Origin of the sequence: Pedobacter ginsenosidimutans (assembly GCF_001442625.1) — a bacterium.
Lineage (GTDB): Bacteria > Bacteroidota > Bacteroidia > Sphingobacteriales > Sphingobacteriaceae > Pedobacter > Pedobacter ginsenosidimutans.
Genome location: NZ_LMZQ01000019.1, coordinates 1 through 21,377, shown reverse-complemented (window position 1 = coordinate 21,377; position 21,377 = coordinate 1). Strand labels below are relative to the sequence as shown.

Genomic DNA, 21,377 nt, shown 5'->3' with positions numbered 1-21,377 from the left:
GTTAGCAAATCGATTTACTTATATGAAAACAGAGCAAGAAAATAAAAACACGAGTAACCGCCGTGATTTTATTAAGACCACAGCTATTGCCGCTGCTGCGTTTATGATCGTGCCCCGCCATGTTTTAGGTGGGCCTGGTTATTTAGCACCAAGCGATCGTTTATTGGTTGCCGGTATTGGTGTTGGCGGAAAAGGCCAGAGCGATTTAAGCATGTTTTACAAAAGCGGAAAAGCAGACATCGCTTTTTTATGCGATGTAGACGATCGCCGTGCAGCAAATAGTGTTAAAGCTTTCCCTAAAGCAAAATACTATAAAGATTGGCGCGAAATGTTAGATAAGGAACATAAAAATTTCGATGCAGTGTCTGTTTCTACTCCTGATCATAATCATGCCATCCAGGCTTTAGCAGCTATGCAATTGGGTAAACACGTTTATGTACAAAAACCTTTAACACATGATATTTATGAAGCGCGGATTCTAACCGCTGCTGCAAAAAAATATAAAGTGGTAACCCAAATGGGAAATCAAGGTGCATCAAACGATGGTCCGCGCCAAATGAAAGAATGGTACGAAGCTGGTTTAATTGGAGATGTACACACGGTTTACGCATGGACCGATAGACCGGTTTGGCCGCAAGGCATTCCTCGCCCAACTAAAAAAGCCGAAATCCCTGCTGAATTAGATTGGAATTTATGGCTAGGTACTGCGCCCGAAAAAGATTATATTGACAAACTAGTTCCTTTTAACTGGCGTGGCTGGTGGGATTATGGCACTGGCGCCTTGGGCGATATGGGCTGTCACTTAATCGAAGCTCCATTTAGCGTGTTAAACTTAAAATACGCAAAAGAAGTTCAGGCCAGTGTAGGTTCTGTTTATGTAGATGAATTTAAACGTGGTTATTTCCCTGAAAGCTGCCCTCCATCAAGCCATGTTACCTTAAAATTCCCGAAAACAGATAAAACAAAAGGTGATGTTACTTTACACTGGATGGACGGTGGTATCCAACCAGAACGTCCGGAAGAATTAGAAGCAAACGAAACTTTTGGCGATGGCGGTAATGGTACTTTGTTTATTGGAACTAAAGGCAAAATGATGTCTGAAACGTATAGTGCAAACCCAAAATTATTGCCTTTAAGTAAAAACAAAGACATTAAGGTAGCACCAAAATACACCCGTGTACCAGATGGCGCAAACGGTCACTATAAACAATGGGTTGAAGCCGCAATTGCAGGTTATGGCAAGAGAGAAGTAAGTTCGCCTTTCGAAATTGCCGGTCCGTTAACAGAAGCTTTACTGATGGCAAATTTGGCAATCAGAAGTTTCGATATCCAAAAAACGGTAAATGGTAAGACTACCTACCCAGGCAGGTATACTAAAATGCTTTGGGATAACGACAATATGAAAGTTACCAATTTTGACGAAGCCAACCAGTTTGTAAAACGCGAATACCGCAAAGGCTGGAACAATTTAACGCTTTAATTATCATAGCCCGATAGGTCCAAAAACCTGTTGGGTTTTATTCTAAAAAAATGAAAAAAATCTTTCTTTCTGCTTACATCTTGTTAAGCTTAACACAAATATCAAAGGCTCAAAAGGGCTTTAAGCCACTTTTTGATGGTAAAACAACAACAGGCTGGCATACTTACAACAAAACTACCGTTGGCAGCGCCTGGCAGGTTCAGGATGGTGCCCTTCATTTAGATTTAGCCACCAAAGGTAAAGACGGTGGTGGCGATTTGGTTACCGATAAGGAATACGGCGATTTCCATTTAAAATATGAATGGAAAGTGGCTCCAAAAGCAAATAGCGGTTTAATTTTTTATGTTCACGAAGAACCTAAATACCATGCTACCTATTCTACAGGTTTAGAAATGCAGGTTATTGATAATGATGGCCACCCAGATGGGAAAATCACTAAACACCGTGCCGGCGATTTATACGATCTGGTAAAAAGTTCATCAGAGCCTGTTAAAGCTGTTGGCGAATGGAATAAAGCAGAAATCATTAGCAAAAAGGGCAAATTAAAGCTAATTTTAAACGGTGTTGAAGTAGTAAAAACCACACTTTGGGATGATAACTGGAAAAAGATTGTTGCAGGCAGCAAATTTGCAACATGGGAAAACTGGGGCACTTTTAAAACAGGTAAAATTGCCTTACAAGATCACGGAGATGAAGTTTGGTACAAAAACATCTCAATTAAAGAACTGTAAATAAGGTTGAAGGCGGAAGGTATAAGGTTGAAGGTCATAGCCTTCGCTTCAACAATAATGCCTAAAACTTAATAATATAAAAAAGAGGCTGAAGGCGTAAGCGTAAAAGATTGAGGGGTTTATATCCCTTGCTTTAACCTTACGCCTTAAACCTTAAACCTAATCTTATATAAACCAAATGAATAGCACTACTCGCTTCAAACTCTCTGCCATGATGTTCCTGGAATTTTTTATCTGGGGCGCTTGGTTTGTAACACTTGGAACTTTCTTAGGAAACAACCTCAAAGCCACGGGCTCAGAAACCGGAGCTGTATTTTCAACCCAATCTTGGGGCGCCATCATTGCTCCTTTTATTGTAGGTTTAATTGCCGACAGATATTTTAACGCTGAAAGAATTTTAGGTGTGTTACACATTATTGGTGCAGTATTAATGTATCAAATGTACAACGCTACTGATGTAAGTGTTTTTTACCCATATGTATTGGGTTATATGATCCTTTTTATGCCAACTCTAGCTTTGGTTAACTCAGTTTCCTTCAATCAAATGAAAGATCCGGAGAAAGAGTTTTCATCAATCCGCATCTGGGGTACCTTAGGCTGGATTGCTGCAGGTTTATTAATCAGTTATTTTTTCCATTGGGATTCAAAAGAAGGTACAGAAGCTGGCTTGTTGAAAAATACTTTCTTAATGGCTGGTATAGTATCTTTAGCTTTAGGTTTATTCAGCTTTACCTTACCAAAAACTCCGCCTAAAGTATCTTCAGACGAAAAAATTATCGTTTCTGATGTATTAGGTCTTGATGCTTTAAAACTTTTGAAAGACAGAAATTTCTTGATTTTCTTTATTTCATCTATTTTCATCTGTATTCCTCTGGCTTTTTACTACCAAAATGCAAATCCATTCCTTTCAAATATCGGCATGGATAACCCTACAGGAAAAATGACTATTGGTCAGGCTTCAGAAGTTATTTTCTTATTATTTATCCCGGTATTCTTTAAAAGATTCGGTTTTAAAATGACCATATTGGTGGGCATGCTGGCTTGGGCAGTACGTTATGCATTATTTGCTTACGGTAACGCAGGCGAACTGAGTTTTATGCTGATTTTAGGAATTGCATTACACGGTGTTTGCTACGATTTCTTTTTCGTTTCAGGACAGATTTATACCAACTCTAAAGCTGGCGAGCGTTTTAAAAGTTCAGCCCAAGGCTTAATTACCTTAGCTACTTACGGCGTAGGAATGTTGATTGGATTTGCCGTAGCAGGTAAAATTTCTGATGCTTACAAAGCAGCAGATGGCGTGATGGATTGGAAAATGATCTGGATTATCCCTGCGGGAATTGCATTAGTGGTATTTTTATTATTTGCATTGGTTTTCAACGATAAATCCAAAGCTGAAATAGAACCTAAAACTGTTTAATATGGCATCGAACGTAAATAGAAGAAATGCTTTAAAGAACATCATTGCAGGAACTGCTGCGATTGGTGTTTCTTCAGGATTTTCAGCATTAGCAATGGATAAATCAGAATCAGATCAGCCACTAAGGCTAAAAGGAAATATTAATCATGCCGTTTGCCGTTGGTGTTTTAGCGGTTTAGATGTAGAAACGCTTTGTGTTGAAGCTAAAAAGATCGGCATTAAAGGCATTGATTTAGTTGGACCAAAAGATTGGCCTACTTTAAAAAAACATGGCTTAGAATCGACCATGTGTAATGGTGCGGAGATTAATTTAGTGGATGGTTTTAACGACGAAAAATTCCACGAAAAGTTAATTCAAAACTACACTGCAATGATTCCGCTTGTTGCCGAAGCAGGTTACAAAAACCTAATCTGTTTTAGTGGAAACCGCCGTGGTAAAGATGACGAAACAGGCTGGAACAATTGCGTTAAAGGATTGAAACAATTAATCCCATTGGCAGAAAAACACAATGTTGTGTTGGTAATGGAGTTATTAAATAGCAAAATTAACCATAAAGATTATCAATGCGATAGAACTTCTTGGGGAGCTGAACTTTGCAAACGCTTAGGATCTGAAAACTTCAAATTGTTATACGATATCTACCATATGCAGATTGATGAGGGAGATGTAATTAGAAACATCAGAGATAACCATCAATACATAGCCCACTACCACACCGCTGGTGTTCCGGGTAGAAATGAAATTGATGATACGCAGGAGTTATACTATCCTGCAATAATGAAAGCCATTGCCGAAACTGGCTTTAAAGGTTTCGTTGCACAAGAATTTATACCTAAAAATGCAGACAAAATAGCCTCGTTAAAAAAGGCAGTTTCTATTTGCGATATCTAAAAATATACCTATGTTATCAAGAAGAAGTTTTATTTTAAACAGTAGTATGGCTGCAGCTGCAGCACTTTTGGTTCCATCATTTGCTTGTGTGGCTTCCGATAAAAAATCAGTTGGTCTGCAGTTATATTCTTTAAGAGATGAGCTTCCGAAAGATTTAAAAGGAACCATAGCCAAAGTAGCTAAAGCTGGCTTTAAAGAGGTTGAAACTTATGGTTTCTCTATAAAGGATCAATTTTGGGGCTTAACACCAGCCGAATTCAAAAAATTGCTCGACGAAAACGGATTAACTGCACCAAGCGGTCATTACGGTTTAGGCAGCTATTTAACTGATGGAAACACTGAAGAATTAAAAGCAGCAATTGCTGCTGCTAAAGTGCTTGGAAGCGAATATGTAACCATTCCCTGGTTAGATGAAAGCATTAGAAAAAGTGCCGACGACTATAAAAAAATTGCGGTTAAAATTAATGAAGCCGGAAAATTGGCCAAAGAAGCGGGTATCAGGTTAGCTTACCACAACCACAATTTCGAATTCGAGAAACAAGGTGATACCACTGGTTACGAAATCCTGCTAAAAGGAACTGATAAAAATCTTGTTGATTTTGAACTTGATTTATATTGGGTAGTACGTTCAGGAAACGATCCGATTAAATTATTTAAAGAAAATCCAGGCCGTTTTACCATGTGGCATGTTAAAGATATGGATAAAGCAAATCCAGCCTTAAATGCTGAAGTAGGAACAGGCTCTATCAACTTCAAACCTATTTTCGCTGATGCTAAACTTTCGGGCATGAAACACTTCTTTGTAGAACACGAAACCAACTACAAGCCAAATCCAATAGATTCTGTTACAGCTAGTTGTGCATACATTAAAAAAGAAATTATTTAAATTTAAGAGATGAATTCAAGAAGAACATTCTTAAAACAGGCAGGATTGGCTGCCGGAGCGGCATTATTAATCCCGTCGTTTGCCTTTGATAAAGCAAGTAAAAATGTTGGTTTACAATTGTACTCTTTACGTAATGAACTGCCAAAAGATGTAAAAGGCATTATCGAAAAGGTAGCACAGGCCGGATATAAAGAGGTAGAAACCTATGGTTTTTCTAATGGAAAATTCTGGGGCTTAACACCCAAAGAATTTAAAGCATTATTAAATGCAAACGGTTTAAAAGCGCCAAGTGGTCATTACCATATGGATGATTTTGTAAAAACCGGAAAAACAGACAGATTAAAGGCAGATATAGAATCTTCAGCTGCCATTGGCGGTAAATATTTTACCATTGCCGGTGCGCATGTAGATATGAGCAAAGGTGTAGATGGCTTTAAGAAAACTGCTGATGATTTTAATAAGGTTGCCGAAATTGCAAAAGCATCTGGTTTAAAATTCGCCTACCACAACCACGATTTCGAATTTAAAAAATTAGGTGATACTACCGGTTATGATGTTTACTTAAGCGAAACCGATAAAAATCTGGTAAATTTCGAATTGGATTTATACTGGGTGGTACGCTCGGGTAACGATCCGTTAGCTTTATTTAAAAAATATCCGGGCCGTTTCCCAATGTGGCACGTTAAAGATATGGACAAAGCCAAACCTGAATGGAATACCGAGGTAGGTAAAGGTGCTATTGATTTTAAAAGCATTTTTGCTCAGGCAAAACTTTCAGGCATGCAACATTTCTTTGTAGAGCACGAAACCAATTACCAACCGGATCCAGTTGGTTCAATCAAAACAAGCTGCGATTATATCAAAGCCAATTTGATTTAAAACTTATCCAAACCTCGCAAGTTTTAGAAACTTGCGAGGTTTTCTGCACTTATCGTCATCTCGACTGAAGCATAGCGGAATGGAGAGATCTATCTCCAAAACAGCAAACCTTCAATTCTTCAACAATATATTTTAGGTTAGAACTGCTGATCTGAGTTATCTAAACCTGATAGTAACGGAAAGCCCGTAACGCAGTGGAGGCTTGAAGTGGATAGCAGGACTTTCGGAACCGATATACACAGTAACATGCTTTCCAAAACAAAAAAATCAAGCAACTCACTAACGGAGAGTTGAATAGCTTGTCGTTTACAAACGATAAAATCGTATAGCTATTAATGCACTCGTTAGGAAACGAGCGCAAACGGCATTAAGACCTCCGAGCCCTTCCTAAATCGAATTACACCTAATCTTTCTCACCTTATTTTCTACCGAAAAAGTAAGATTTTAAATATTAAAAGCAAATTTAATTGGTAACAATGGGGATATAAGCTTAATTTTTAGCATATTTGGGCTTATATCAAATATTTAACAATATATAATTAAAATTTAAAATGAAAGTAGCAGTAGTAGGTGCCACCGGATTGGTAGGCACTGTCATGTTAAAAGTATTGGAGGAAAGAAATTTCCCTTTAACAGAGTTGATTCCCGTAGCATCAGAAAAGAGTGTTGGTAAGGAAATTACTTTTAAGGGTAAGAAGTTCCCAATTGTTAGCATGGATACTGCAATCAGCATGAAACCAGATATCGCTTTGTTTTCAGCAGGTGGAAATACTTCATTGGAGCATGCTCCACGCTTTAAAGAAGCCGGAACAACCGTTATCGATAACTCTTCTGCATGGAGAATGGATCCTGCAATTAAATTAATTGTACCGGAAGTTAATGCACACGAACTTTCTATAGATAACAAAATCATTGCTAACCCAAACTGTTCTACCATTCAAATGGTTGTGGTTTTAAAACCTTTGCACAATAAATACAAAATTAAACGTGTTGTGGTTTCTACCTACCAATCGGTTACTGGTACAGGCGTAAAAGCGGTTGAGCAGTTAATGAACGAGCGTAAAGGTATTGATGGCCCAAAAGCTTATCCATACGAAATTGACTTAAACGTACTTCCTCATATTGATGTTTTCATGGAAAACGGATATACCAAAGAAGAAATGAAAATGGTTAAGGAAACGAACAAAATCATGAGCGATGATAGCATTAAAGTTACCGCTACTACAGTTCGTATCCCGGTAATGGGCGGCCACTCAGAATCAGTAAACATCGAGTTCGAAAATGATTTCGATTTAGCTGAAGTGCGCAGTATTTTAGAAAAATCACCAGGCATAATCGTTGTTGATGATGTTGCCAACCTAAAATACCCAATGCCTAAGGATGCGCATGAAAAAGATGAGGTTTTTGTAGGCCGCATCCGTAGAGACGAATCAGCCCCTAAAGCTTTAAATCTTTGGATTGTTGCAGATAACTTGCGCAAAGGGGCTGCAACCAATGCCGTTCAGATTGCCGAATATCTAATTCAGAAAGAATTAGTTTAATCAATAACCTCAAAAGAAGTCCCCCGGTGTAAAATCGGGGGACTTTTTTTTATGCCCGCTCTCCACCATGAAACATATTCCAATCGCTTTAATATATTCCAGGTTACTGATTGGTTTTATAATAATTCTATTAAGCTTTTTTCACATCAATCATTATTCTTTTCTTGCAATCACATTATTATCGATTGGTTTATTAACAGATGTATTTGATGGAATAATAGCCAGAAAACTCAATATCTCCTCCGAAAAATTACGACGTTTAGACTCCAGCATCGATCAGGTATTTTTTATTTCGGTTGCGGTTGCTACTTATATCCAATGCCCTGATTTTTTCGAAGTCAACTTGGTAAAACTGATTGTCCTTGGTGCTTTTGAAGCCTCAACATATGCACTTAGCTATATCAAATTTAAAAAGGAAATCGCTACACATTCTATCGGCGCTAAAATCTGGACATTGACTATATTCGCCACTTTGGTCGAAATTATAGTGCATTGCGAATCGGTAGTATTATTTGTGTTTTGCTTTTGGATCGGTTTGGCAACAAGGTTAGAAATACTCGCCATTGTTCTCACCCTAAAAAAATGGACCAACGATGTACCTACCATCTATCACGCAGTAAAATTGAGAAAGGGAAAAGAAATTAAACGCAACAAACTGTTTAATGGATAAACTGTATGAAATTAAAAAACATATAATTTGGAGATTATAATCACTAAATTATATATAAATTAGTGATTAGCCTTTTAATTTTATCTTTGTTTATCTTCAACGGATAAAATCTCTATGCGATTAAAAATATATTTCCTATTGCTTCTAGTTTTTGCTGCAAACATTACAATTGCCCAAAATCGAATTCAGAACCTCGAAAAAGCTTTCAACAATTTATTAAATGATGAGCAGGCAAAACACGCTATTGCTTCTCTTTGCATTTTAGATGCCAATACGGGCAAAACATTGTATGCCAAAAATGAACAGATTGGTCTGGCCACTGCTTCTACGCTAAAAACCATTACTGCGGCCACCGCTTTCAGTATTTTAGGGAAGGATTTTCAGTTCCAAACCACATTGGCCTATACCGGAACAATTACTACAGATGGAATATTAAAAGGAAACCTGATCATTATTGGCAGTGGCGACCCAACTTTAGGATCCTGGCGATATCAAAACAAAGAGAATGCTGTTCTAACACAATGGGTTACTGCAATAAAATCTGCAGGAATCAAAAAAATTGAAGGTACAGTTATTGGTGATGATCGCATTTTCGGTACACAAACAACGCCTGAGGGTTGGGTTTGGCAGGATATTGGCAATTACTATGGTGCCGGAACTTCTGGCTTAGCCTGGCGCGAAAATCAATTTGATATTCATTTGAAACCTGGAAGTAGTACAGCAGATGAAGTGAAGGTAGTAAAAACAGTTCCGGCAACACCTTATGTGCAGATCATAAATGAACTGAAAACCGGAAGTCCAGGTTCTGGCGATAGAAGTTATGCTTTTCTTCCGCCTTACAGTAATGTTGCTTACCTCCGCGGTAGCTGGGGCATGGGCATTAGTAAATCGGGCATTTCAGTCGCAACCCCCGATCCTGCTTTTGATTGTGCCTTCCGTTTACAGGATACCTTGAAGAGATTAGGTATCTCTACCAGTCAACAAGCAACTACTGCCCGCTTAATGAATTTAAATAATCAGGTTATCCCTTCCGTTACACAGAAAATAAGCACCATAAGTTCGCCTAACTTAAGTGAAATTACTTATTGGTTTTTAAAGAAAAGCATTAACCTATATGGCGAATCACTTTTAAAAACCATTGCGATAAAATCGGGCAAAGCCGGTACAACAAGTAAAGGTGCAGAAACCGAGATTAATTTCTGGGCAGATAAAGGCATCGATAAAACAGCATTAAACATTATTGATGGTAGCGGGCTTTCTCCGGGCGACAGAATAACCACTTCGGCAATGGCCAGTGTACTTTTCCAGATCCAAAAAGAAAATTGGTTTCCTGATTATTACAAAGCCCTGCCAGAATACAATGGCATGAAAATTAAAAGCGGAACGATAAATGATGTTTCGGCATTTGCAGGCTATCATACTGATGCTGCCGGCAATAAATATGTAATCGTTATTAACATCAACAACTACAACGGAAGTGGGATTAACAAAAAATTGTTTAAAGTATTAGATGAACTCAAATAAAACCAACTGATATAGAATATGGCACATTTTATAAAAAACATACAAACTGTTGACGGATTGATTTCGAATTTATATAAAGAAATTTCTATCGAAGAAATGACCAAAAAAATTACTGATCTCATGGAACAACAAGGTTATAAAGTCATAGACCATCAATATGGCAATTTAATTTTAGAGAAAGGGAGCCGAACAAAACGGCTTTTATTAGGTGCATTTGCAACGTATTATAAATTTAGCGTAACCATGTCACCAAATACTGAAAACGAACTTACTGTAAATGTTTTTCAGCAATCGAGTGGCATGTCTGGAGGTTTAATGGGTATGAATCAGATAAAAACAGAGCTTACAAGATTAAACTTTTTATTCGCGAATATTTAAATAGACTACGTGCATAAGCTGAAATAACATCAACACAAAATACTGTTATTCAAATAATTTCGATTAAACAATATCCAGGCAACAATAACATTCAACGGAATAAGGATTAACCCGAAGCCAAACATGATGAATACATAAAAAAGGAAAAACAGACTAAAAACCCATATCAAAAATCCTTTAATCTGCATTGCATTTAACAAAAGCAGGCTTCTAAATAACAGAATCGTAGAAAAGGTAAATGCGATTAACCCAAACGATGTTAAAATACCGAAGTTGGTAAATATCCAACAGATTTCGGGCAGTAATAAAACGAGATAGTTTAAACAAAAACTAAAAAATATTTTCTCTTTAGTAAAAGGAAAATTTGATAAGAAAGACAAGTATCTATTATTAAAAACCTTCTCCTGATAAATGAGTACAACATGTGCAACAACAATACATGAGGTAACGAGCATCAATAATCTTGAATCATCTTTAAGATCAGCAAAAACCACCAAAACACTCGAAATCAATACCCATGAAAGTAATTTGGTGAGCACATAAGCCAATTTCGATTGATTGAAAACCTGAAAAGTATACAACAAAAAAACAGGTTTGTTCCATTTTCTGCTAACCCTGATTAAACAATCTGGTTTATTGGCCTCAATTAAACGGTTATTTTCTTTTAGGCAGATATAAGCACTAGCCACAATCAGAAGCACCTGAAAAAGCAAAATCCCTATGGAAATAAGATAATACCCAAATACAATTCCAATGGTTATGGCGTATAGTGTATAACACAATAAAGGGATAAATATGCAGGTCTGCACTACGCACCAGGCCATAAACTGCTGTTTTTTGGCTGCTGATGTGAAACTATAATACAGAAATTCCTGCTGTGGCAAAGCCATTTGGTTTAAAACATATTTTAAGCTTTTATAAGCATAAAGTGAGCTCCCTATCAGGTAAAAAGTTAAAATAAGTGGATTACTCACCAAACTAATGGTAAAGAAAAACTGCCAGAAATCAATCTGGTCTGGCCGGACAGTGCCCAAAGTATTAATAAACAAACAGTAACTGATCAACACCACAAAGATGAACACCAACATACCTGCATGGGTACGGTAAAAACCATCAACAAATATTTTCTTTAAGGCAGTATTTGAAAGCAACGACATTAAAAATTCAGTATTATTTTTTTATCTTTAATATTGATCTGCTTAAGTCCAGGCAGTTTTAACTCATCTAATGGCTGATGTGAGGACAGTAAAAAACTGATTTTTTCATTTTGGTGTTTTTCATTAATCCAACGGTATAATATTTCTAAAGATTCTACATCGATTGTATTTAATGGCTCGTCTAATAAGATCAATTTAGGTTTCCCTAAAAAAGCCAAAACCAACGACAACTTTTTTAACATGCCACTAGAATATGAACCCAACGGATTATGAATGTAAGGCTTCATTCCCATTTCAGCAATTAAGGTTTCTTCTTGATCAGAAACCGCCCCCTTGGCTTTAGCGAAAAGATCAACCATTTCAAATCCGGTTAAAAATTCGGGGTATAGTGGTTCGGCCTCGGCAAAATTTACAAGCTTTCGATAGGAAACACCATGATTTTTTAAATAAATAGTACTTATTGCAATATCGCCTTCGAAAGACAATATTCCTGCTATTGCTTTCAGCAGGGTACTCTTCCCTGACCCGTTGCTGCCTTTAATCCAGAAAATGCCTTCGGGAATTTTAATATTATCTATCTTTAAAACAAGATGATTGAAATAAGATTTTTCAAATTGATTGAAGTTTAACATAAAATCATTTTATTTCTGACTTTAGTTTTAATAAAAAGTTACAGACCTTATTCATCTCGATAAAATTATATACGATGGAATTAGTTTTACGCCCTTACCAACCAAGTGATGTTGAAAGTTTGGTTAAACATGCCAACAATTTTAATATTTCGAAATATTTAACCAATAAATTCCCTTTTCCTTATGAGAAAAAAGATGGGGAGGCTTTTATTCAACTCGCACTAAGTCATAATCCCTTACAGATTAAGGCCATTGTGTTAAACGGTGAAGTAATTGGATCTATAGGTGTGCATCAACTGGCCGATATTTACAGCAAAAGTGCAGAAATAGGCTATTGGATTGCTGAAGATTTTTGGGGTAAAGGCATTGTTCCGCTCGCCATAAAAGAAATGCTTAAATATGGTTTCGACACCTTCGATATTGAAAGAATTTTCGCACGAACTACACATACGAACCTGGCCTCGCAACAGGTTTTAAAAAAAACTGGCTTTATTTTCGAAGCGGAACTAAAAGACACCATTTTTAAAAATGGAGAATATTTTGATGAATTGATTTTTGGATTTAGGAAACATCAGCTAAGCAAAGAACAGAATTAAAACATTTTGTTAAACTCGAAGCTTATTGCGTAAATTCGTGCAAACCAAAAACAACAAAGCAATGAAATTATCGATCAAATCAGTAATGCTGTTTGTTGCACTTTTAGGTGCAGCAGATTTCGCAAATGCCCAGGGAGCCAAGTTCCCTCAACCGAGTAGCGGACAAACTATTATCCAGGATTTTGGATTAGGCAAAATAACGTTAACCTACTCTCGTCCGAATGTTAAAAGCCGCAAAATTTTTGGAGGTATGGAACCGATGGGCGTAGTTTGGCGTAACGGTGCAAATGCAGCTACACGCATTAAATTTACCGATGCCGTTAAAATTGAAGGCAAAGATTTACCTGCCGGCGAATACGGCCTGTTCAGTATCCCAGGCAAAAATGAATGGACGGTTATTTTTAATAAAATTGCCGATCAATGGGGTGCTTACGAATATAAGGAAAGTGATGATGTGCTTCGTGTAAAAGTAAAAACAATAGCTTTAAAAGATAAAGTAGAAACCCTTAGCATGCAGTTTTCGGCTGTTAGCGAAACTTCGGCACAGTTAAACATGATGTGGGAGAATAGTGCGTACTCAATCAATATCACAACTTCTATTGATGAAAAAGTAATGGCAAATATTGCTGAAGCTATGAAGGGCGAAAAAAAACCTTACTTTAATTCGGCATTGTATTATTATCAAAATGGAAAAGATTTAAAAACAGCTTTAGAATGGATGACGGAAGCAGAAAAATCAGATCCTAAAGCTCCGTGGTTTAAACTGTGGAAAGGCCGTATCCAATTAAAAATGGGCGATAAAGCGGGAGCATCAGTTACTGCACAACAAGGCATAGACGCTGCGAAAGCACAAAAGGTTGATGAATATGTACGCTTAAACTCTGAACTTTTGGCTGAAGCTAAAAAATAAAGAAGCGTCATTTCGACCGCAGCGGAGAAATCTATCTGCATGATATTGTACATAGATCTCTCTCCCGAAAATTCGGGACTGCGCTTCAGTCGAGATGACGACCTTCATCCGGCATTACAGATAGCCAATATTAACTTAAAATTAACCGTTGATTAACTTGAACAACTATCATAACATTAACCCTTAAAACGCTTTATTTATTTAAAAATAATACTAACTTTGATGTTGCGCTTAGTAATTGTACTTTATACACTAAGCAGGTTAAAAAATCAATAAAAAATCAAATAAAAAATGAGCATAATCGTTAATGTCCATGCCAGACAAATTCTCGATTCGAGAGGCAATCCAACAGTAGAAGTAGAAGTTGTAACAGAAGCAGGCGCTTTTGGCCGTGCAGCTGTACCAAGCGGTGCATCTACTGGACAATATGAGGCTGTTGAATTACGTGATGGTGATAAATCTACATATTTAGGTAAAGGTGTTTTAAAAGCTGTAGAAAATGTAAATACTAAAATTGCTGATGCATTAAGAGGTATTGATGTTTTTGAGCAAAATACAATTGATAAAATCATGTTAGACCTGGATGGTACCGAAAACAAAGGTAACTTAGGTGCTAATGCTATTTTAGGTATTTCTTTAGCTGCTGCTAAAGCTGCTGCTGATGAAATCGGTCAACCATTGTACCGTTATATTGGTGGTGTTAACGCAAATACCTTACCAATTCCGATGATGAACATCATTAACGGTGGTTCACACTCTGATGCGCCTATTGCTTTCCAGGAATTTATGATTATGCCAGTTGGTGCACCTTCTTTCTCCGAGGCTTTACGTTGGGGAACTGAAGTTTTCCATAGCTTGAAAAAAATTCTTCACGATAGAGGTTTATCTACTGCAGTAGGTGACGAAGGTGGTTTTGCGCCAACTTTCGATGGTACTGAAGATGCAATTGAAACGGTATTAAAAGCAATTGAAACTGCTGGTTACAAACCAGGTTCTCAAATCTGTTTAGCGTTAGACTGTGCATCATCTGAGTTTTACAAAGATGGTAAATATGATTATACCAAATTTGAAGGCGCTACTGGAGTAATTCGTTCTAGCGAAGAGCAAGCACAATATTTAGCTGATCTTTCTGCAAAATATCCAATTATCTCTATTGAAGATGGTATGGACGAAAACGACTGGACTGGCTGGAAAAGCTTAACCGATAAAATTGGTGATCATGTTCAATTGGTTGGTGATGATTTATTTGTAACTAACGTTACGCGTTTACAACGTGGTATCGATGAGGCTACTGCTAACTCGATCCTGGTAAAAGTAAACCAGATCGGTTCTTTAACTGAAACCATCAATGCGGTAACTTTAGCACAAAACAATGGCTATACTTCGGTAATGAGTCACCGTTCTGGCGAAACTGAAGATGTTACGATTGCTGATTTAGCTGTTGCATTAAACTGCGGACAGATTAAAACTGGTTCTGCATCACGTTCTGACAGGATTGCAAAATACAATCAATTATTACGTATTGAAGAAGAATTAGGTGAAAACGCTCGTTTCATCGGTTCAAAATTCAAATACGCTAAGAAATAATTTATAGGATTGGGTTTAAACCCAATCCTATAATGTTAACAAGTTGAAAAACTTATTTGCAGAACATCCGGGGATTTTAAATCTTCGGATGTTTTTATTTTAATACTATATTTGTTTGTTGGATTTGGGTTTTCTCAAATCTCACATCTAAAATCTCATATCAAAATATATGAAACGTTTAATAGATCTTTTCCGCAATAAATATTTCCTTGCTACTGTCGCTTTTGCGATGTGGATGCTATTTTTCGACAAAAACGATATGATGTCGCAGTATGAATACCGCAGTCAGGCCAATAAACTGCAGGAAGAAAAGGAATATTTCGAGAAAGAAACCGCTCAGGTTAAAAAAGATTTAAACGAACTGAATACCAACCTGAATACGGCTGAAAAATTTGCCCGCGAAAAATACTTTATGAAAAAAGATAATGAAGATGTTTTCGTGATTATTCAGGAAGAGAAGAAGGATTAGTTTTCAGTTGGCAGTTCTCAGTTGGCAGTTAAACCATAGAACAATTCCCCTTCCAGTTAACAGATTAACCACTTCAAACAGTTAACCTATCTAATGCTTCACATCCTCTACATTATTGCCATAACCGCTGAAGCCATGACTGCTGCACTTTCTGCAGGCAGACGTGATATGGATTGGGTTGGTGTTTGTATTATTGCCTGGGTTACGGCATTAGGTGGCGGAACGGTTAGAAATGTATTATTTGGCCATTACCCAATGAGTTGGGTAGAACATCCAGAATATTTGGTGATTACAGCGGTAGCGGCCTTAATCGCTGCATTTATTGCCTCGATTATGACTAAACTCAAAAAGCTTTTTCTTTACCTTGATGCTTTAGGTTTGGTAGTTTTTACCATTATCGGCTGTCAGGTTGCGCAGGAAATCCATTTACCTTATTTAATTGTACTTTTTAGCGGAATGATTACTGGTTGTGCAGGCGGTGTACTTCGCGATGTCCTCTGCAATGAGGTTCCATTTCTTTTTAGAAAAGAGATTTATGCCAGTGCAGCTATAGTTACTGGTGCCGTTTATATCGGCATAGAGCATTTTCATGGAAGTGAGATGCTAGCTACTATTTTAGCAGCCGTAGTTGGATTAGCCCTAAGATTACTTTCTATCCGCTTCGAATGGCATATGCCTAAGTTTGTTTACAGGGATGAATGGCACTAATTCAGTTGGGAGTTTCAACTTAGAGCTTTTTCCCGTGGTGTCAGGTGTTACCACCTGACACTTTCAAATTATTTGAACACCATTCATTATTCTCCAATTTAAGGATTATTTATCAGTCAGATGGTAAACATCTGACTGCGCAACGAGCTCCAATTTTAGAGTTCCCCATTTCTTTTTCTTAAAAACCACTCTAGTCCCAGCAAAATCAAAATTAAGCCGAACAACCATTTCATGCTAATCAATTCATCGTATTTACGGTCTTCGTAGCTAATGGTTTTAATATTTTCATTTTTAGCAATCTCATCAGCAATTTTCAGCAGGTTTTCGGGCATAAACAACTTGCCATTACTTTGTTTAGACATCGTATTTAAAAGCTGGTGATTAGCTGTTGTCTGCTGAAATTCTGCAATCAAAGCATTTACATAGAAACTACCTGTAGCCGTGAATTTCTTTCCACTCAGCTCGGTATTGGCGAGATAAGAATAGTTCCCTGCAGGCATGGTTCCTGCATCTAGCTGATAAGCATTTTCAGTTTTAGAAAAAATATAGTTAAACACTTTGCCCGTTTCATTTTTAACCTGAAGATTAACTTCCGACTCATTTACAGACTGATAGCTATCGTTATAAAGGGTACCGTTAAACTGGATGGTTTCATTTTCATCGTAAGCAGACTTTGAAGTAAATACCTTAAACCTTCTCTTATCATCTTTAACAGACAGGTATTGAACCGTTTTTGAGATCAGATCGTTTAAAACCAATTGATTGCTTTCATTTTCAGCTTCTGAAAGTTTCCATCTCCAAAGCCCCTCTCCCATCAAATAACCTGCCTTTAAGCCATTTTCATTCGCGAAGAACAGTAGAGGCTGCTGTGTGCTTACTTTGCCGATACGCTGATTAAAAACAGGTATTGCGCCTGCATTTACGGTTAATCTTCCAAACGGACTTAGCAAAGGATCGAAAGATGAAAACTGCTTCTTGTTATCTTCAGTAAGATTGAAGCTTGTAAATCCATTTGCAAAATCGGCATATACTTCCTGAATGGAGCCATTTGCAGAACTTAAGTTAACCTGATTTTGCATTTGGTTAAAAGCATTTATATTGCTCTGTGCACCCAAAATGTACCAGATTGGTTTCTTCAGTCCAGTTAATTTCTTTAAAAATGCTGACGAAATATTTTGCGCATCGGGTAATTGATACAACACGATTAGATCGAATTTAGCGGGATCTGTGGTAATTAAATCATCAGCAAGTGCGAGTTTAGCCTCGTAGTGTTTATTGAGCGAAATAGCCTCTTTTAACACGCCCAAATCAGGATGCGGCGCAACTGCTGCAAGCAATACTTTCTGCCTGCCATCAATCACTTCTACATAAAAAGTTTGAATATTATTCCGGGTAGTAATTTCATTTTTCAGTGCCCTGAGCTGAACGGTATATTTCTGAACACCAATTTTACCTGCATGGATCTTAACCGGAATCGTTTTAACAAAAGAGCTTCCATTAATGACAATGTTCTGCTGCTCAACCTTCGCGCCGTTTTGGCTAACCGTTAAAGAAGTGCTTTCGCCATTGCTTTGAAAAGCCTGAACCTGAACTTCAATCGTAAAATCGTCATCCAGATAAACAATATTGTTGTAATTTACATTAGAAATCAATACATCACGCTTTGGAATGCTATCACCCAAGGCAATGGTATAAACCGGGGCATTGATCTGATTTACGCTGTACAGCGGACTTCCACCGTGATTAAAAATACCATCGGTAGCTAAAATAATGGCACCAACATTTCTGTTCGTATATTCATCTCTAACTTTTTGAAAAAATGCGGAAGCATCGGTTAATTTACCCTTATTTTTAAAATCGAAACCATCCGCAACCTGATCGCCAAAGTGAAGCGTTTTTACCTCGTATTTGTCTGATAGCTTATCTTGTAAGGTTTTAAGGTTTTGTTCGTATAATTTTTGATCGAAACCTGCGGCTTTAACCTGACCAACTGATTGGGAATTATCCTGTCCGATAATGATTACAGGTTTATCTAAAGTGTAATTTAAGGTTTTAATCAGCGGTGCAAATATTAACCAGGCAATAGTAGCCACTGCGATAATCCGCAAGGCAGTTAAGCCATACTCAAGTTTTTTATCCAAATTTTTGTTGCCGCGATACAGCAACCAGGCATACAGCACGCCCAAAGCCAAGCAACCGAGAAAAAACAAAATAGATGTACCCGAAAAAAAACTGTTCATACTTTTATAAAGATGGTAATTTTGGGGAAATTTTCAAGAGTATTGTCTATAAAGAATTTATGCGAGGGCTAAAATATAACTTCATTTAACCACCGAGTTCACTGAGTTTTACACTGAGGATCACAGAGTACCTAAACCGTTTTAAGCACCCAACTCTGTGTACTTCGTGCCTTTTCTCGGTGACCTTTGTGGTAAAAAAAGAGAACGCTATGCACTCTGTGGTTAAATCCCTATTTTTAAACCAAATCAAAATTTATGAAATTAATCTGTTTAACGTTTTTTTAACCACCGAGTTCACTGAGTTTTACACTGAGGATCACAGACTACCTAAACCTTTTTAAGCCCAACTCTGTGTACTTCGTGCCTTTTCTCGGTGACCTTTGTGGTAAAAAAAGAGAACGCTATGCGCTCTGTGGTTAAATCCCTATTTTTAAACCAAATCAAAATTTATGAAATTAATCTGTTTAACGTTTCTACTGTCTCTAAGCCTTATGGTAAATGCCCAAAATAATTTTAAAGCCACTCAAATTAAATTCGAAAGAGTAGAAAAGGCCTACAATGAAAAATGGGAAACATTGAGAAAATTTGTTCTGGCAGGTGGCTATGGTGATCAGTTTTCGATGTTGATCAATGCCTATAAAACAGAAGGAAAACTAGAAATTTGGTTAAAAAATAATTCAGCAAAAACATATTCGTTGTTTAGAATATATGATTTCTGCGCACATTCTGGCACCATTGGCCCAAAAGTAATTGAAGGCGATGGACAAACACCGGAAGGTTTTTATTACATTAATGTTTTTAACCCGATGAGTAATTTCCATCTATCGTTGGGCGTGAATTATCCAAACGCTGTAGATTATGCCCGAACTGGAAAGGGCAGAAAACCTGGGAGTGATATTTACATCCACGGCAATTGCGTTACTGTTGGCTGCATTCCATTAACTGACGAAAAAATTAAAGAAGTTTATATTTTAGGTGTTGAAGCGAGGAATGCTGGTCAGGAAAAGATTCCGGTTAACATCTATCCTTTCAAAATGACTGATGCAAATATGAAGAAATACAGTGCTCAATTCCCTGCGCAGGCAAACTTTTGGAAATCGTTGCAACCAGGGTATTTAGCTTTTGAGAAAAATAAAAACCAAGCTAATGTAAGTGAGGTAAAAGGGAAGTATGTTGTAAAATAGTTTTAATGTTGTAATGTTGAAAAGTTGGAATGTTCTAAATAAGGTAAAAGCTAAAAGGCGTAAGGTTTAGGGTTAAACCCACCTTACGCCTTTGCTATTTTTATGGTATTGGAACGAAAGCCCCCTACCTTAAACCTTCCGCCTTCAACCTCTCTTAAAGCATCCCGCCGCAAACAGATAAAGTTTGGCCAGTTACGTAAGCACTCATATCTGAGGCTAGGAACACGCAAACATTGGCAATATCTTCAGTTTCTCCCGCACGTTTTAATGGAATATCTTTTTCCCATCCTTCAACAACTTTCGGATCAAGAATATCTGTCATTTCAGTACGGATAAAGCCCGGCGCAACTACGTTGGCACGGATATTTCTCGAACCTAATTCTTTAGCGATTGATTTGGTAAAACCAATGATACCAGCTTTAGACGCTGCATAATTTGCCTGTCCCGCGTTACCTGTAGTCCCCACAATAGAACCCATATTGATAAAAACACCTTTACGTGCTTTCATCATCACTTTAGAAGCCGCTTTGGTTACGTTGAAAATCGATTTTAGGTTAATATTGATCACATCATCCCAGTTTTCTTCGCTCATACGCATCAATAAACCATCTTTGGTAATCCCTGCATTATTTACCACGATATCAATGGTACCAAATTCGGCTACGATATCGTTGATCAATTGTTCAGCTTCGGCAAATTTAGAAGCATCAGAACGATAACCTTTAACTTTTGTTCCGAAGCTTTGTAATTCCTGTTCTAAAGCTTCGCCTTTTTCTACTGATGATAAATATGTAAAAGCTACATTAGCGCCTTGCTCGGCAAATTTTTCAGCTATTTTACGACCGATTCCTTTAGATGCGCCTGTAATTAATGCTGTTTTTCCTTCTAATAATTTCATTCTTTATTTTTATTGTTTGTCAGTCTGAGCCTGTCGAAGACCGAATGTGTTATTTATTTTTATAGTTTGATAATCTTACAATTTCGTTCCAATCTTCTTTAAATAAAGCTTCTTTTTTCCTTCTACTCCATCCCTTAAGCTGCTTTTCAAAATCTATAGCATCTTCTATTTGGTCAAATCTTTGATAATATTTTAAAGTAACTGGCCTTCTTGAAAAAGTATAAGCAAAGACATTTTCACCATCATTGTGCTGAGAAAGTCTAGCCTCTAAATCATTTGTTATCCCAACATAATAACTTTTATCAGCGCATTCCAGGATATAGACAAAATAGTTATGTATTATAGTCATAAAGATCTTTAGGAACATAAAGTTACTAAAAATATTTCTCGCTAAAACTGTCATGTCGAGCTTGTCGAAACACTACAAAAAGTCCTTCGACAAGCTCAGGATGACAACCACACAAGATTGACTGCCAACTCCAAACTTAAACTGCTGGCTCCTGCTGGCTCAAACAATGAAAGCTTCCCAATCCCCAGATAATATCAACCGAATTGATACCGATAACCTTTCTATCTGGGAAACAACCTTGAATAA

Annotated in this window: 22 protein-coding genes; 16 read left to right on the top strand and 6 right to left on the bottom strand. The window is 37.2% G+C overall.

Features of this window, described 5'->3' with window-relative positions:
* Positions 1-22: 22 nt before the first annotated feature.
* The 10 genes from ASU31_RS19595 (at position 23) to ASU31_RS19550 (ending at position 10,401) form a co-directional block, all read left to right on the top strand.
* Positions 23-1,480: a Gfo/Idh/MocA family protein gene (locus ASU31_RS19595; protein ID WP_057933974.1), complete on the top strand. Its 1,458-nt coding sequence runs from the start codon at positions 23-25 to the stop codon at positions 1,478-1,480.
* A 50-nt stretch (positions 1,481-1,530) separates the two neighbouring features.
* Positions 1,531-2,211 carry a 3-keto-disaccharide hydrolase gene (locus ASU31_RS19590; RefSeq protein WP_057933973.1) on the top strand — a complete coding sequence of 227 codons (681 nt, stop codon included), beginning with the start codon at positions 1,531-1,533 and terminating at the stop codon, positions 2,209-2,211.
* A gap of 178 nt (positions 2,212-2,389) precedes the next feature.
* Positions 2,390-3,631: a nucleoside permease gene (locus tag ASU31_RS19585; RefSeq protein WP_057933972.1), complete on the top strand. Its 1,242-nt coding sequence runs from the start codon at positions 2,390-2,392 to the stop codon at positions 3,629-3,631.
* Between the two features lies 1 nt (position 3,632).
* Positions 3,633-4,523: a hydroxypyruvate isomerase family protein gene (locus ASU31_RS19580; RefSeq protein WP_057933971.1), complete on the top strand. Its 891-nt coding sequence runs from the start codon at positions 3,633-3,635 to the stop codon at positions 4,521-4,523.
* Positions 4,524-4,533: 10 nt separating this feature from the next.
* Complete coding sequence (locus tag ASU31_RS19575) at positions 4,534-5,409, top strand: sugar phosphate isomerase/epimerase family protein (protein ID WP_057933970.1); 876 nt, start codon at positions 4,534-4,536, stop codon at positions 5,407-5,409.
* Between the two features lie 9 nt (positions 5,410-5,418).
* Positions 5,419-6,288, top strand: coding sequence for a sugar phosphate isomerase/epimerase family protein (locus ASU31_RS19570; RefSeq protein ID WP_057933969.1), 870 nt, complete (start codon positions 5,419-5,421; stop codon positions 6,286-6,288).
* A 551-nt stretch (positions 6,289-6,839) separates the two neighbouring features.
* A complete protein-coding gene (locus ASU31_RS19565) occupies positions 6,840-7,829 on the top strand; it encodes an aspartate-semialdehyde dehydrogenase (protein ID WP_057933968.1) in 990 nt (329 codons plus the stop codon).
* A gap of 67 nt (positions 7,830-7,896) precedes the next feature.
* Positions 7,897-8,499, top strand: coding sequence for a CDP-alcohol phosphatidyltransferase family protein (locus tag ASU31_RS19560; protein WP_057933967.1), 603 nt, complete (start codon positions 7,897-7,899; stop codon positions 8,497-8,499).
* Between the two features lie 114 nt (positions 8,500-8,613).
* A complete protein-coding gene (gene dacB / locus ASU31_RS19555) occupies positions 8,614-10,023 on the top strand; it encodes a D-alanyl-D-alanine carboxypeptidase/D-alanyl-D-alanine endopeptidase (RefSeq protein ID WP_057933966.1) in 1,410 nt (469 codons plus the stop codon).
* Positions 10,024-10,041: 18 nt separating this feature from the next.
* Positions 10,042-10,401 (top strand): hypothetical protein, encoded by a 360-nt coding sequence (locus ASU31_RS19550; protein WP_057933965.1) that lies wholly within the window; start codon positions 10,042-10,044, stop codon positions 10,399-10,401.
* 29 nt (positions 10,402-10,430) lie between these two features.
* Here ASU31_RS19550 and ASU31_RS19545 read toward each other — a convergent pair whose 3' ends face one another.
* Both ASU31_RS19545 and ASU31_RS19540 read right to left on the bottom strand, forming a co-directional pair.
* Positions 10,431-11,558, bottom strand: coding sequence for a hypothetical protein (locus tag ASU31_RS19545; RefSeq protein ID WP_057933964.1), 1,128 nt, complete (start codon positions 11,556-11,558; stop codon positions 10,431-10,433).
* The gene (locus ASU31_RS19540; RefSeq protein ID WP_057933963.1) at positions 11,558-12,190 is read right to left on the bottom strand and encodes an ABC transporter ATP-binding protein; all 633 of its coding nucleotides are present in this window, start codon (positions 12,188-12,190) and stop codon (positions 11,558-11,560) included. Before ASU31_RS19540 ends, ASU31_RS19545 begins: the two co-directional genes overlap by 1 nt.
* 74 nt (positions 12,191-12,264) lie before the next feature.
* On the opposite strand from ASU31_RS19540, the gene ASU31_RS19535 reads away from it, so the two are divergent.
* The 5 genes from ASU31_RS19535 to ASU31_RS19515 all read left to right on the top strand — a co-directional run bounded on the left by ASU31_RS19535 (position 12,265) and on the right by ASU31_RS19515 (position 16,460).
* Positions 12,265-12,786, top strand: coding sequence for a GNAT family N-acetyltransferase (locus ASU31_RS19535; RefSeq protein ID WP_057933962.1), 522 nt, complete (start codon positions 12,265-12,267; stop codon positions 12,784-12,786).
* A 61-nt stretch (positions 12,787-12,847) separates the two neighbouring features.
* Positions 12,848-13,696, top strand: a complete 849-nt coding sequence (locus tag ASU31_RS19530; RefSeq protein WP_083505444.1) for a DUF2911 domain-containing protein — start codon at positions 12,848-12,850, stop codon at positions 13,694-13,696.
* Between the two features lie 291 nt (positions 13,697-13,987).
* Complete coding sequence (eno, locus tag ASU31_RS19525) at positions 13,988-15,283, top strand: phosphopyruvate hydratase (protein WP_057933961.1); 1,296 nt, start codon at positions 13,988-13,990, stop codon at positions 15,281-15,283.
* Positions 15,284-15,452: 169 nt separating this feature from the next.
* Complete coding sequence (locus tag ASU31_RS19520) at positions 15,453-15,752, top strand: FtsB family cell division protein (RefSeq protein ID WP_025145767.1); 300 nt, start codon at positions 15,453-15,455, stop codon at positions 15,750-15,752.
* A gap of 93 nt (positions 15,753-15,845) precedes the next feature.
* On the top strand, positions 15,846-16,460 hold the full coding sequence (locus ASU31_RS19515) for a trimeric intracellular cation channel family protein (RefSeq protein WP_057933960.1): 615 nt from the start codon (positions 15,846-15,848) through the stop codon (positions 16,458-16,460).
* Positions 16,461-16,615: 155 nt separating this feature from the next.
* Here ASU31_RS19515 and ASU31_RS19510 read toward each other — a convergent pair whose 3' ends face one another.
* Positions 16,616-18,700, bottom strand: a complete 2,085-nt coding sequence (locus tag ASU31_RS19510; RefSeq protein WP_057933959.1) for a hypothetical protein — start codon at positions 18,698-18,700, stop codon at positions 16,616-16,618.
* Positions 18,701-19,149: 449 nt separating this feature from the next.
* On the opposite strand from ASU31_RS19510, the gene ASU31_RS19505 reads away from it, so the two are divergent.
* Complete coding sequence (locus ASU31_RS19505; RefSeq protein ID WP_057933958.1) at positions 19,150-19,884, top strand: L,D-transpeptidase family protein; 735 nt, start codon at positions 19,150-19,152, stop codon at positions 19,882-19,884.
* Between the two features lie 154 nt (positions 19,885-20,038).
* On the opposite strand, the gene fabG is transcribed toward ASU31_RS19505, so the two are convergent.
* The 3 genes from fabG to ASU31_RS27260 form a co-directional block, all read right to left on the bottom strand.
* A complete protein-coding gene (gene fabG / locus ASU31_RS19500) occupies positions 20,039-20,782 on the bottom strand; it encodes a 3-oxoacyl-[acyl-carrier-protein] reductase (protein ID WP_057933957.1) in 744 nt (247 codons plus the stop codon).
* A gap of 49 nt (positions 20,783-20,831) precedes the next feature.
* The gene (locus ASU31_RS19495; protein WP_057933996.1) at positions 20,832-21,131 is read right to left on the bottom strand and encodes a GIY-YIG nuclease family protein; all 300 of its coding nucleotides are present in this window, start codon (positions 21,129-21,131) and stop codon (positions 20,832-20,834) included.
* 136 nt (positions 21,132-21,267) lie between these two features.
* On the bottom strand, positions 21,268-21,377 hold a 110-nt coding region (locus ASU31_RS27260), incomplete at its 5' end, for an agmatine deiminase family protein (RefSeq protein WP_167346212.1).

Bases quoted from the DNA above. Each gene is read 5' to 3' on its own strand.
- ASU31_RS19530 (WP_083505444.1), top strand. From the start codon at position 12,848: ATGAAATTATCGATCAAATCAGTAATGCTGTTTGTTGCACTTTTAGGT.
- ASU31_RS19585 (WP_057933972.1), top strand. From the start codon at position 2,390: ATGAATAGCACTACTCGCTTCAAACTCTCTGCCATGATGTTCCTGGAA.
- ASU31_RS19570 (WP_057933969.1), top strand. From the start codon at position 5,419: ATGAATTCAAGAAGAACATTCTTAAAACAGGCAGGATTGGCTGCCGGA.
- ASU31_RS19580 (WP_057933971.1), top strand. From the start codon at position 3,633: ATGGCATCGAACGTAAATAGAAGAAATGCTTTAAAGAACATCATTGCA.
- ASU31_RS19595 (WP_057933974.1), top strand. From the start codon at position 23: ATGAAAACAGAGCAAGAAAATAAAAACACGAGTAACCGCCGTGATTTT.
- ASU31_RS19550 (WP_057933965.1), top strand. From the start codon at position 10,042: ATGGCACATTTTATAAAAAACATACAAACTGTTGACGGATTGATTTCG.
- ASU31_RS19520 (WP_025145767.1), top strand. From the start codon at position 15,453: ATGAAACGTTTAATAGATCTTTTCCGCAATAAATATTTCCTTGCTACT.
- ASU31_RS19560 (WP_057933967.1), top strand. From the start codon at position 7,897: ATGAAACATATTCCAATCGCTTTAATATATTCCAGGTTACTGATTGGT.
- dacB (WP_057933966.1), top strand. From the start codon at position 8,614: ATGCGATTAAAAATATATTTCCTATTGCTTCTAGTTTTTGCTGCAAAC.
- ASU31_RS19545 (WP_057933964.1), bottom strand. From the start codon at position 11,558: ATGTCGTTGCTTTCAAATACTGCCTTAAAGAAAATATTTGTTGATGGT.
- eno (WP_057933961.1), top strand. From the start codon at position 13,988: ATGAGCATAATCGTTAATGTCCATGCCAGACAAATTCTCGATTCGAGA.
- ASU31_RS19540 (WP_057933963.1), bottom strand. From the start codon at position 12,190: ATGTTAAACTTCAATCAATTTGAAAAATCTTATTTCAATCATCTTGTT.
- ASU31_RS19590 (WP_057933973.1), top strand. From the start codon at position 1,531: ATGAAAAAAATCTTTCTTTCTGCTTACATCTTGTTAAGCTTAACACAA.
- fabG (WP_057933957.1), bottom strand. From the start codon at position 20,782: ATGAAATTATTAGAAGGAAAAACAGCATTAATTACAGGCGCATCTAAA.
- ASU31_RS19510 (WP_057933959.1), bottom strand. From the start codon at position 18,700: ATGAACAGTTTTTTTTCGGGTACATCTATTTTGTTTTTTCTCGGTTGC.
- ASU31_RS19505 (WP_057933958.1), top strand. From the start codon at position 19,150: ATGAAATTAATCTGTTTAACGTTTCTACTGTCTCTAAGCCTTATGGTA.
- ASU31_RS19535 (WP_057933962.1), top strand. From the start codon at position 12,265: ATGGAATTAGTTTTACGCCCTTACCAACCAAGTGATGTTGAAAGTTTG.
- ASU31_RS19575 (WP_057933970.1), top strand. From the start codon at position 4,534: ATGTTATCAAGAAGAAGTTTTATTTTAAACAGTAGTATGGCTGCAGCT.
- ASU31_RS19515 (WP_057933960.1), top strand. From the start codon at position 15,846: ATGCTTCACATCCTCTACATTATTGCCATAACCGCTGAAGCCATGACT.
- ASU31_RS19495 (WP_057933996.1), bottom strand. From the start codon at position 21,131: ATGACTATAATACATAACTATTTTGTCTATATCCTGGAATGCGCTGAT.
- ASU31_RS19565 (WP_057933968.1), top strand. From the start codon at position 6,840: ATGAAAGTAGCAGTAGTAGGTGCCACCGGATTGGTAGGCACTGTCATG.